The 11,048-nt window shown below is 65.3% G+C and carries 10 protein-coding genes; 1 reads left to right on the top strand and 9 read right to left on the bottom strand.

Annotated elements, in window-relative coordinates; genetic code table 11:
- Both ftsH and ACAH41_RS24445 read right to left on the bottom strand, forming a co-directional pair.
- Nucleotides 1–1,261, bottom strand: a 1,261-nt coding sequence (gene ftsH / locus ACAH41_RS24450) for an ATP-dependent zinc metalloprotease FtsH (protein ID WP_370538573.1), incomplete at its 3' end; no start/stop codon positions are given.
- Between the two features lie 189 nt (nucleotides 1,262–1,450).
- Entirely contained in the window at nucleotides 1,451–2,125 is a 675-nt protein-coding gene (locus tag ACAH41_RS24445; RefSeq protein ID WP_325648168.1) for an RlmE family RNA methyltransferase, read from the bottom strand.
- A 20-nt stretch (nucleotides 2,126–2,145) separates the two neighbouring features.
- On the opposite strand from ACAH41_RS24445, the gene ACAH41_RS24440 reads away from it, so the two are divergent.
- On the top strand, nucleotides 2,146–2,625 hold the full coding sequence (locus ACAH41_RS24440) for a YhbY family RNA-binding protein (protein ID WP_325648169.1): 480 nt from the start codon (nucleotides 2,146–2,148) through the stop codon (nucleotides 2,623–2,625).
- 14 nt (nucleotides 2,626–2,639) lie between these two features.
- Here ACAH41_RS24440 and ACAH41_RS24435 read toward each other — a convergent pair whose 3' ends face one another.
- The 7 genes from ACAH41_RS24435 to ACAH41_RS24405 form a co-directional block, all read right to left on the bottom strand.
- The gene (locus tag ACAH41_RS24435; protein ID WP_325648170.1) at nucleotides 2,640–3,101 is read right to left on the bottom strand and encodes a DUF4149 domain-containing protein; all 462 of its coding nucleotides are present in this window, start codon (nucleotides 3,099–3,101) and stop codon (nucleotides 2,640–2,642) included.
- Nucleotides 3,098–3,574 carry a transcription elongation factor GreA gene (gene greA, locus ACAH41_RS24430; protein WP_141284819.1) on the bottom strand — a complete coding sequence of 159 codons (477 nt, stop codon included), beginning with the start codon at nucleotides 3,572–3,574 and terminating at the stop codon, nucleotides 3,098–3,100. Before greA ends, ACAH41_RS24435 begins: the two co-directional genes overlap by 4 nt.
- Nucleotides 3,575–3,717: 143 nt before the next feature.
- The gene (carB, locus tag ACAH41_RS24425; protein ID WP_370538572.1) at nucleotides 3,718–6,975 is read right to left on the bottom strand and encodes a carbamoyl-phosphate synthase large subunit; all 3,258 of its coding nucleotides are present in this window, start codon (nucleotides 6,973–6,975) and stop codon (nucleotides 3,718–3,720) included.
- A gap of 36 nt (nucleotides 6,976–7,011) precedes the next feature.
- Entirely contained in the window at nucleotides 7,012–7,656 is a 645-nt protein-coding gene (leuE, locus tag ACAH41_RS24420; protein ID WP_325648172.1) for a leucine efflux protein LeuE, read from the bottom strand.
- A 36-nt stretch (nucleotides 7,657–7,692) separates the two neighbouring features.
- Entirely contained in the window at nucleotides 7,693–8,880 is a 1,188-nt protein-coding gene (gene carA / locus ACAH41_RS24415) for a glutamine-hydrolyzing carbamoyl-phosphate synthase small subunit (RefSeq protein ID WP_325648173.1), read from the bottom strand.
- A gap of 390 nt (nucleotides 8,881–9,270) precedes the next feature.
- Nucleotides 9,271–10,716: a PA domain-containing protein gene (locus tag ACAH41_RS24410; protein ID WP_325648174.1), complete on the bottom strand. Its 1,446-nt coding sequence runs from the start codon at nucleotides 10,714–10,716 to the stop codon at nucleotides 9,271–9,273.
- Complete coding sequence (locus ACAH41_RS24405) at nucleotides 10,709–11,011, bottom strand: hypothetical protein (protein ID WP_325648175.1); 303 nt, start codon at nucleotides 11,009–11,011, stop codon at nucleotides 10,709–10,711. Before ACAH41_RS24405 ends, ACAH41_RS24410 begins: the two co-directional genes overlap by 8 nt.
- Nucleotides 11,012–11,048: the final 37 nt, after the last annotated feature.

Here is an 11,048-nt window from a genome sequence, read left to right as displayed (position 1 = left end):
AGGCCGTGTTGCGGCGCTCTTCCTCTGGCATCACCATGGACTTGCGCTCCGGCCCCATGATGATCTTGTCCTTGGCCTTCTCGAAGTCCTGCATCTCGACCACGCGCGCGTTGCGGCGCGCAGCCATCAGGGCGGCTTCATTGCAGAGGTTGGCCAGGTCGGCGCCGGACATGCCGGGCGTGCCGCGCGCGATGACCGCGGGGTTCACGTCCTGGCCGATCGGCACCTTGCGCATGTGCACGTTCAGGATCTGCTCGCGGCCGCGGATGTCGGGCAGCGTCACGTAGACCTGGCGGTCGAAGCGGCCGGGGCGCAGCAGCGCGGAGTCGAGGATGTCGGGACGGTTGGTGGCAGCCACTACGATCACGCCGAGGTTGGTCTCGAAGCCGTCCATTTCGACCAGCATCTGGTTCAGCGTCTGCTCGCGTTCGTCGTTGCCGCCACCGAGGCCGGCGCCGCGCTGGCGGCCGACCGCGTCGATTTCATCGATGAAGATGATGCAAGGGGCGTTTTTCTTCGCGTTCTCGAACATGTCGCGCACGCGGGCCGCGCCCACGCCGACGAACATTTCGACGAAGTCCGAGCCGGAAATGCTGAAGAAAGGCACCTTGGCCTCGCCGGCAATGCCCTTGGCCAGCAGCGTCTTGCCGGTGCCCGGGGGGCCGACCAGCAGCAGGCCGCGCGGGATGCGCCCGCCGAGCTTCTGGAATTTCTGCGGGTCTTTCAGGAAATCGACGACTTCCTTGACCTCTTCCTTGGCCTCGTCGCAGCCTGCGACATCGGCAAAGGTGGTCGAGTTGTTGGCTTCGTCCAGCATGCGGGCCTTGGACTTGCCGAAGCTGAATGCCCCGCCCTTGCCACCGCCTTGCATCTGCCGCATGAAATACACCCAGACGCCGATCAACAACAGCATCGGGCCCCAGGAGAGCAGCAAGCTGGTCAACAGCGACGGCTCCTCACGTGGGCGCACTTCGAACTTCACGCCGTTGTTGATCAGGTCGCCGGTCAGGCCCCTGTCCAGCAGCGTGCCGGTGGTGCGGATCTTCGCCCCATCGGTCGTGACAGCCTCGATCTCGACGCTGCCAGGGCCTTCCTGGATCTTCACATTCGTGACGTGCTTGTTGCGCACCTGCTCCAGGAACTCGGAGTAGCCCACCTGGCTGCCCTGCACCGACGCACGGTCGAATTGCTTGAACACGGTGAAAAGCACCAAGGCGATCACCAGCCAAACGGCGATCTTCGAAATCCACTGATTGTTCACCGCGGCTCCTTCATATGATCCATCGCTCGCTACCGGCCGGAAAATGCCGGCACGGCTGCTCAACCGCATATAGGGTCGATTCTAAGGCAGTCAATAGGCCACTTTGGCCGCGTGTCTGCGGCGGGAAAACCGGCTTAATCCGGCCACCAGCTGGCCTGTCGCTTGCCCAATGGTGTTGCGCCATGCGGCTCATCGGGTTTTCAGACCCATGCCAACCAGAAAGGTTTCCGACGATTTGTCGCGCGAAGCCTTGGGTTTGACGGGTTTCACGACCCGGAAGGTGTCGCGGAACAGCTGGACCAGCGGATCGTGCGCCGCGCCGTGAAAGACCTTGGCGACCAGCGCACCGTCGCGCTTGAGGTGCTTGGCAGCGAAATCCACCGCCAGCTCGACCAGGTTTTCGATCCGCGCCGCGTCCGTGCTGGCAATGCCCGACAGGTTGGGCGCCATGTCCGACACCACAAGGTCCACCGGCCGGCCGGCCAGTGCGGCCTCCAGTTGCTGCAGCACCACCTCGTCGCCGAAATCGCCCTGGATGAAGGTGACGCCGTCGATCGGCTCGAAGTCCAGCATGTCCAGCGCGATGATGGTGCCGTCAAGTTCACCGCTGGCGGCGCCGCCTACGCCAGCCACCTTGGGCGCAAAGCGCCGCCGCAGGTACTGGCTCCAGGCACCGGGGCAGGCGCCAAGGTCAACCACCACCTGCCCGGGGCGGATCAGCTGGAAGGCCTCGTCGATTTCCTTCAGCTTGTAGGCCGCACGCGCCCGGTAGCCGTCTTTTTTGGCCAGGCGCACATAGGTGTCGTTGACATGGTCGTGCAGCCACGCCTTGTTGACCTTTTTGCTTTTGGTCTGGGTTTTCATGTTGAGGGGATAATACGGCGATGCCTGCGATTCAATTGACACCCGCTGCCCGTAAGGAAAAGCGGGGCGAAGCCCACCACCTCGACCCGGTCGTGATGATCGGCGGCGAGGGTTTGACCCCCGCCATCGTGAAAGAAGCCGATGTGGCCTTGAAGGCCCACGGCCTGATCAAGGTCCGCGTTTTCTCGGACGACCGCGTGGCCCGCGAAGCCATGCTGGCCCAACTGGCCGACGAGCTTTCCGCCGCGCCGATTCAGCACATCGGCAAGCTGCTGGTGCTGTGGCGGCCAATCCCGGAAAAGGCCGCCCCCGTCGTGGAAGACCGCAAGCCAGGTTCACGCGTGGTCAAGCTGGTGACGTTCTCCAAGAACGGCAGCGGCCGGCCGACGGTGAAGAAGGTGCAGGTGCACGGCAACGAGCGCGTGACGGCGGGCGGCATGGTCAAGCGCCAGAAGAACCGCGTCACCAGCGTCAAGAAGCGCGCGCAAAGCCAGGACTGAACCGGCGGGGGCGCTCATCCGCCCGTTGCGCCGTGCCTGCTTGCCCGCCAGGCCAGGGCCAGCACCAGCAGCATCTTCACCCCGAAGAGCCCGAAGCTGAGGCCATGCAGCTGGCCAAAACTCAATGGGCCCAGCCCCGCGCGGGCCGGCGCCATCATCGGCTGCAGCACGTAGTAGCCGACCACGGTGCAGGCCACGGCGCCCAGCACCAAGCCCATGTTGAGGCTGAAACCCGAACCGGTGCCTCGTTCGGCGCGATCGGCCGCAGCGGCCCGCTCCAGCAACAGCAGCAACACCGCCAGCACCAGGCTGGCAGGCGCTTCGCGCGCGAACATGAAGCCCACCACCTTGCCAGCCTCAGCCGGCGTGGGCAGCGTGGCAAACGGTGCCGGCGTGGCGATCAATGCCAGGCAGGCCAGCCCGCCCAGCCAAAGGCCGGGCAAGGCGCAGCACAGGCGCTCGCGCCAGTCGCTCACCGGTAACGCACCCCGACGATTTCGTAGTGGCGCAGGCCACCAGGCGCAACCACCTCGGCCACGTCACCGGATTCCTTGCCGATCAGCGCGCGGGCAATCGGCGAGCTGATCGAGATCAGGCCCAGCTTCAGGTCCGCCTCGTCGTCTCCGACGATCTGGTAGGTGACCTTGGCGCCCGAATCTTCGTCTTCGAGATCCACGGTGGTGCCAAAGACGATACGGCCGCCTGCGTCCAGAGAACTCGGATCGATGACCTGCGCGGCGGCCAGCTTGCTTTCCAGTTCCAGGATGCGGCCTTCGATGAAGCCTTGCTTGTCCTTGGCCGCGTCGTACTCTGCGTTTTCCGACAGATCGCCCTGGGCACGTGCCTCGGCAATCGCCTGGATCACCGCATGGCGCTCCACGGTCTTGAGTTGGTGCAGCTCTTCTTTGAGTTTTTCCGCACCGCGCTTGGTGAGGGGAATCGTGGCCATCGCGGCCCTCCTTGGCAGACAAAACGAATCCGCCGCCAAGACGCCAGGACGGCGCGAGGGCGGCGGATGCGGATCGAGGGATTTTAGAGCACAACCGGCGCCAGCCCGGGCCGGTGAAACACCCGACTCGCGCGGCGCCCCGATCAGCTGCTGAGCGCCAGGTGCAGTTCCTGAAGCGACAGCACCTGCAGGTCGTCCTGATGCTTCAACGCCTCGACGGCCGCTTCGCACCCGGCCATCGTGGTGTAGTAGGTCACCCGGTTGGCCAAAGCTGCGGTGCGGATGTAGCGGCTGTCGGCAATCGCGGTGCGGGTTTCGTCCACGGTGGTGAATACCAGCTGGATCTCGCCGCCCTTGATCATGTCGGCAATGTGCGGCCGGCCGTCCTTGACCTTGTTGACCACGGTGACCGGCACGCCGGCGGCGGCAATCGCAGCCGCCGTGCCCTTGGTCGCGACCACCTTGTAGCCCAGGTCGACCAGATCGCCCGCAATCTTCACCGCACGGTCCTTGTCGTGGTTCTTGACGGTGATGACCACCGTGCCCTGTGACGGCAGGCGTGAGCCGGCGCCCAGTTGGCTCTTCAGCATCGCTTCGCCGAAGCTGTAGGCCACGCCCATGACTTCGCCGGTGGAGCGCATTTCCGGGCCGAGGATCGGGTCCACGCCGGGAAACTTGTTGAACGGGAAGACGGCTTCCTTGACGCTGAAATACGGCGGAATGACCTCGTGCGGCGGCTTGCCGCCCATGCCAACCTGGTCCGCCAGCTTCTGGCCGGCCATGCAGCGCGCGGCGATCTTCGCCAGCTGCTGGCCAGTGGCCTTGGAGACAAAGGGCACGGTTCGCGAAGCCCGCGGGTTGACTTCCAGCACGTAGATCACGGCTTCTTCGCCCTCGCCCTGGATGGCGAACTGCACGTTCATCAGGCCGATGACCTTCAGCGCCTTGGCCATCTCGGCCGTTTGGCGGCGCAACTCGTCCTGAAGCTTGGCACTCAGCGAGTACGGCGGCAGCGAGCAGGCCGAGTCGCCAGAGTGCACGCCTGCCTGCTCGATGTGCTCCATGATGCCGCCGATCATCACGTCGACACCGTCGCTGATGCAGTCAACGTCGACCTCGATCGCGTCGTCCAGGAAGCGGTCCAGCAGCACCGGCGACTTTTCCGAAACGCGCACCGCCTCGCGCATGTAGCGCTCCAGGTCCTTGTCTCCATGCACGATTTCCATCGCGCGGCCGCCCAGCACATAGCTCGGGCGCACCACCAGCGGGTAGCCAATTTCCTGCGCCAGGCGCAACGCCGCTTCTTCGGTGCGCGCGGTGCGGTTCGGCGGCTGCTTCAGGCCCAGCGCGTGCAGCAGCTGCTGGAAGCGCTCGCGGTCCTCGGCCACGTCGATCGAGTCGGGGCTGGTCCCGATGATGGGCACGCCCGCGCGCTCCAGGTCCAGCGCCAGCTTCATCGGCGTCTGGCCGATGTACTGCACGATCACGCCAACCGGCTTTTCCTTGGCCACGATCTCCAGCACGTCTTCCAGCGTCACCGGCTCGAAGTACAGGCGGTCCGAGGTGTCGTAATCGGTCGACACGGTCTCGGGGTTGCAGTTGACCATGATGGTCTCGTAGCCGTCTTCGCGCATCGCCAGTGCCGCGTGCACGCAGCAGTAGTCGAACTCGATGCCCTGCCCGATCCGGTTCGGGCCACCGCCCAGCACCATGATCTTCTTGTTGTTCGTCGGCTCGGCCTCGCACTCCTCGTCGTAGGTCGAGTAGAGGTAGGCCGTCTGCGTCGCGAACTCGGCCGCGCAGGTGTCCACGCGCTTGAACACCGGGCGCACATTGGCCTTCCAGCGCGCGGCGCGCACCAGGTGCTGGTTGGTGCCCAGCAGCTTGGCCAGACGCTTGTCCGAGAAACCCTTGCGCTTGAGGTACACCAATTCGTCGCGCGACAGACCGTCCAGCGTGCGGCCGGCCAGCTGGCCCTCGGTCGCCACCAGCTGCTCGATCTGGGCCAGGAACCACGGGTCGATCGCGGTCTCGGCAAACACTTCGTCCAGTGACATGCCGATGCGGAAAGCGTCGCCGACAAACAGGATGCGCTCGGGGCCGGGCTCGCCGATTTCCTGGATGATTTCCTCGCGGTCGGTCGAGCGTTCGGTCAGGCCGTCGATGCCGGTCTCCAGGCCGCGCAGCGCCTTCTGGAAACTTTCCTGGAAGGTGCGGCCCATGGCCATCACCTCGCCGACCGACTTCATCTGCGTGGTCAAGCGCGAATCGGCGGCCGGGAACTTCTCGAATGCGAAGCGCGGGATCTTGGTGACGACGTAGTCGATCGACGGCTCGAACGAGGCTGGCGTGACACCGCCGGTGATGTCGTTCTTCAGCTCGTCCAGCGTGTAGCCGACTGCGAGCTTGGCAGCGATCTTGGCAATCGGGAAACCGGTCGCCTTGGAGGCCAGTGCAGACGAACGCGACACGCGCGGGTTCATCTCGATGACGACCATGCGGCCGTCCTTCGGGTTGATCGAGAACTGCACGTTGGAGCCACCGGTGTCCACGCCGATTTCGCGCAGGATCGCGATCGAGGCGTTGCGCAGCAGCTGGTATTCCTTGTCGGTCAGCGTCTGCGACGGGGCCACGGTGATGGAGTCGCCGGTGTGCACGCCCATCGGGTCCAGGTTCTCGATCGAGCAGACGATGATGCAGTTGTCCGCCTTGTCGCGGACCACTTCCATCTCGTACTCTTTCCAGCCGATCAGCGACTCTTCGATCAGCAGTTCGTTGGTCGGCGACAGGTCCAGGCCACGCTTGCAGATCTCTTCGAACTCTTCCGGGTTGTAGGCAATGCCGCCGCCGGTGCCGCCCAGCGTGAAGCTGGGGCGGATGACCATCGGGAAGCCGGAGCCACCGATGTCGGCCTGGATGAGCTTCTGCACCGCCCAGGCCTCTTCCATCGTGTGCGCGATGCCGGACTTGGCAGAGCCCAGCCCGATCTTGGTCATCGCGTCCTTGAACTTCAAGCGGTCCTCGGCCTTCTCGATCGCGTGCTCGTTGGCACCGATCATCTCCACGTTGTATTTGGCCAGCACGCCGTGCTTGTGCAGGTCCAGCGCACAGTTCAGCGCAGTCTGGCCGCCCATGGTCGGCAGCACCGCATCCGGCCGCTCCTTGGCGATGATCTTCTCGACCACCTGCCAGGTGATGGGCTCGATGTAGGTCACGTCGGCCGTGGCCGGGTCGGTCATGATGGTCGCCGGGTTGGAGTTGACCAGGATGACCTTGTAGCCTTCCTCGCGCAGCGCCTTGCAGGCCTGGGCGCCGGAATAGTCGAATTCGCAGGCCTGGCCGATGATGATCGGGCCGGCGCCGATGATGAGGATGCTTTTGAGGTCGGAACGCTTGGGCATGGTCTTTTCTTGAGATCTGGCTGGCCTGGCTGCTCGTCAGCCCAGGCTGGCGGTGGCGAGCTTGGCGCCAAAGCCGAGGAACAGGGCACCGACGCCGGACGAGGCCAGGCTGGCGGCGCGCCGCCGCTTCGCGAAGGCCGCGGCCAGGCGTGCGCCGGAGAAGATCAGCACGGTCAGGTACAGCGCGCTGAAGGCCTGGACGATGGCGCCCAGCATGAGGAAGCTCAGCACGGGCCAGGGGTAGGCCGGGTCGACGAACTGGATGAAGAAGGACACGAAGAACAGGATGGCCTTGGGGTTCAGCAGGCTGATCAACAGCGCCTTGCGGAACGGCTGGCTAAGCTCGGCCTCGGAAGCCTGCACGCTGGCGACTTCACCGCGCCAGCGGCGCACCGCACCCCGCAGCAGTTGCACGCCAACACAGGCCAGGTAGGTTGCGCCCACCATCTTGATCACCAGGAACAGCGTGGGCACCGCACGCAGGAGCGAGGCCGCACCCACGGCCGCCAACGCCATCAGGACCGTGTCGCCGACGAACACACCGCAGGCCCCGGCATAGCCGTGGCGCACGCCGCGCCGTGCGGCGACCGAGAGCACGAAGATGGAATTCGGCCCCGGCAGCAGCACGATGGCCATCGTGCCCAGCACATAGGTCCAGATGTCGGTGACGCCCAGCAGCATGGTCAGTTCTTCCCTTGTCGCGCCTTCAGCCCATCTTCAACGCTTGCGCTCGGCCATCAGGCCGGTGAAGCGGTCGAACAGGTACGCAATGTCATGCGGACCTGGCGAGGCTTCGGGGTGGCCCTGGAAGCAGAAGGCCGGTTGGTCGGTCCAGGCCAGGCCTTGCAGCGTGCCGTCGAACAGGCTGACATGCGTCGCGCGCAGGTTGGCAGGCAGCGTCTTTTCGTCCACCGCGAAGCCGTGGTTCTGGCTGGTGATGGACACCCGGCCGTTGTCCAGATCCTTGACCGGATGGTTCGCGCCATGGTGGCCGAACTTCATCTTGTAGGTGTCCGCACCCGCGGCCAGCGCCATGATCTGGTGGCCCAGGCAGATGCCGAAGATGGGGACACCGCTGGCGATGAGTTCCTTCGTGGCGGCAATCGCGTAGTCGCAGGGCTGCGGGTCGCCAGGGCCATTGGACAGGAAGATGCCGTCTGGCTGGTGCTTCAGCACCTCGGCGGCGGTCGTCTTTGCTGGCACCACGGTGACGCGGCAGCCGCGCTCGGCCAGCATGCGCAGGATGTTGAACTTGACGCCGAAGTCATAGGCCACGACGTGGAACTTAGCGTCGCCCAGCGTTCCGTACCCAGGCGTGCCGGCGCCGTCGCCGCCTTCGGGGCGCGCAAGGCGCCACTCGGTCTGCGTCCACTCGTAGGATTCGGTCTTGCTGACAACCTGCGCCAGGTCCAGCCCGGTCATGCTCGGCGCGGCCTTCGCACGGGCCACCGCCTCGGCCTTGTCGGCCTCGCTCACTTCGTGGCCGGCCGGGAAGGTGGCGATGCAGCCGTTCTGCGCGCCGGTGGTGCGCAGCACACGGGTCAGGCGGCGCGTGTCCAGGTCAGCGATCGCGACGGTGCCCTGGTCTTTCAGGTACGCGTCCAGCGGCTGCGACTGGCGGAAGTTGGAGACTCGGACTGGCAGATCCTTGATGATCAGGCCAGCGGCATGGACTTGGGACGCCTCGATGTCCTCGACGTTGACACCGTAGTTGCCGATGTGCGGATACGTCAGCGTGACGATCTGCCGGCAGTAGCTCGGGTCAGTGAGGATCTCCTGGTAGCCGGTCAGCGCGGTGTTGAACACCACTTCGCCAACCGTGTGACCGGACGCGCCGATCGAGGTGCCGGAAAAGACCGTGCCGTCTGCGAGTGCAAGGATTGCGGGGGGCAGGACGGGCAGCAAGGGGGAACTCCGGTGTTCGCGCGCCCAGCCCGTGGACCCTGGCCAACGCTCAGGCCGGCGCTTGCGACGCGGCGAAAACGGCTGGCGGAAGGGCTCGGCAAGGAAGAGGGAAACGAGGTTTCGCGGGGCGGCTTTGTTTTGGGGTAAACCCGTCGATCATAACCCATCGTCCGCGATCAGGCGATCCCGACCCTGGCGCCGACCCGTGTGTTCGCGTGTCATCTACCGCGCTTGGCGGACCTTCTGGCGCCTTCTGCGCCCCCGCCGCCACACCAATGAAAACAGCCCGGCAGGCAAGCCTGGCGGGCTGTCGGGAGTGGCGGTCGAAACCGCCAGCTCAAGGGAGGCCTGAGGTTCAGCCGGTTGACGGCCAAGCCTCAGCGCAAGGGCTTACCAGCCGATGTCCTTCAGCAGTTCCAGCGTCAGGTCCTTCGGTGCCGAGACCTTGAAGGTCGGCAGGTCGGCGTTGATCGCCGGTTCCATCAGCAGGTTGCGCGTGGCCAGCGTGTCCCAGTGCGAAACCGACGAACCCGACTGGTACGGGTTCGGCGTGTACAGCATCACCCGGCCAGCGGCGTCAGCACCCGCGTAGAAGGTCTTGTCCACGCCCAGCACGGCGCGCACGGCATGCTTGGCCGGGTCGGTGGGCGTCAGCACGGTCTTCAGCTTGATGCCGTCGTCCAGCGTGATACGCACCGACGGGATGGTCACCGTGGCATCTGCACCGCCCAGGGCAGCCGGCGGGCCGCCTGCCGTGTTGTCGGCCACGATCACGGCCAACGCGCCAGCGTCCTGCGCATTCTTCACCTTGATGGTGAACGAGCAGGTGCCGCGGTCCACCAGGGCGACGTTGCCGGCGACCAGCGCGGCGTTCTCAGCGCTCAGCGGGTTGCAGGCCAAGCCCGTCACGCCGTCTGCCTGGTCGATCACGCGGGCGATGGTGCCCTTGATGGCCGACGAACTCAGGGCCGCGCCGAACGAAGCGGGGCCCACCTGGTAGGCACCGGCGATGGTCGGGAACTTGTCCGACTTCACCGTCAGGATGGGCGTGCCCTTGCTCAGCACCGATGGCATGTCTGTCGTGACATTCGCACCTGTCCATACCAGACCACGCGGGTTGATGGCGGACTTTGTGCGCTCGGCGTCAGTCATGTCGAACCAGCTCTTGCCGGCGGTGTTGTCGAACATCATCCGTTCCCACTGCGAGGGGAAGGCGACGCCGGTCTCGTCCGCAATGCGGGCACCGGTGGAACCGCTGGTCAGCGCCTGGAAGCCCAGGCCGTGGCCCACTTCGTGGGTCAGCACCACGGCGAAGTCGATCGTGCCGGTCGGCGCGTTGCCGTCCAGGCCGAGGTAGAAGCCCTGGCCGTCCAGGCAGCCGGTATTGCCGAGGTTGACGTTGAAATGCGAGATGATTTCAGGTGCCGTGTTCTCGTCCAGGTCAGTGCCAGCCAGCGTGTTGGCCAGCGCACCGGAGTACCAGGTGCCTGCGTTCGGAGCATTCGGGAAGTCACGCCAGACGCTGGCCGCTCCAGCCGAGCCCAGCACGGCCGAGGTCGAGGTGCAGGTCAGTGCGTCCCAGGTTGCCTGGATCTTGATCGCCGGCCCCTCAGGCAGGACCTTGCCCCAGGTCTTGGCCACTTTCTTGTAGACGTTCATGCGCTGTTCGCCGATCGTCGTGCCTTCGTTGCCACCTACCGGCGTTGCCGGCGTTGTGTCATTGAAGCCGACACCGGCCGGGTCAGCGTTGATGATCTTGATGGTGGCGGCAGATGCGCCGAAGGTGGCAGATGCTGCAGCCAGGGCCAGCAGGGATTGCTTGAACAACTTATTCACTTTCCGCCTCCGACGACTTCAGGCTCTGTGCGACCGGACGCGCTTGCAGTGACGCGGCTTCATCTCCCTCCACACAATCCATCACCAGCTTGCCATCGGCACCAATGGCGGCGCGCGAGTAGGACATGTGCTCTTCGCCCAGGCGCAGGCCCTTGGCGCCTGCGGTGCGCGAGGCAATCGCCTGTGGCTTGGCAACCGAGCGCTGCACGCTCACGGAGGCTTGGTCCAGGGCTTTGCTTTCAGCGGCCGTGACCGGGCGCAATTGCTTGGTCACCGGGTCGATGCTGACGCGCATGCCGTCCATCGGGGCTTGAGAAGCCGAGGTGTCAAGG

Origin of the sequence: Ideonella sp. (genome assembly GCF_041287625.1) — a bacterium.
Classification (GTDB): Bacteria; Pseudomonadota; Gammaproteobacteria; order Burkholderiales; family Burkholderiaceae_C; genus Ideonella.
This window is presented reverse-complemented; position numbering and strand designations above follow the sequence as displayed.

What these genes read in the sequence shown, in the direction of transcription:
- ACAH41_RS24445 (WP_325648168.1), bottom strand. Translation starts at nt 2,125, where the DNA reads ATGAAAACCCAGACCAAAAGCAAAAAGGTCAACAAGGCGTGGCTGCAC.
- ACAH41_RS24440 (WP_325648169.1), top strand. Translation starts at nt 2,146, where the DNA reads ATGCCTGCGATTCAATTGACACCCGCTGCCCGTAAGGAAAAGCGGGGC.
- greA (WP_141284819.1), bottom strand. Translation starts at nt 3,574, where the DNA reads ATGGCCACGATTCCCCTCACCAAGCGCGGTGCGGAAAAACTCAAAGAA.
- carB (WP_370538572.1), bottom strand. Translation starts at nt 6,975, where the DNA reads ATGCCCAAGCGTTCCGACCTCAAAAGCATCCTCATCATCGGCGCCGGC.
- leuE (WP_325648172.1), bottom strand. Translation starts at nt 7,656, where the DNA reads ATGCTGCTGGGCGTCACCGACATCTGGACCTATGTGCTGGGCACGATG.
- ACAH41_RS24405 (WP_325648175.1), bottom strand. Translation starts at nt 11,011, where the DNA reads ATGCGCGTCAGCATCGACCCGGTGACCAAGCAATTGCGCCCGGTCACG.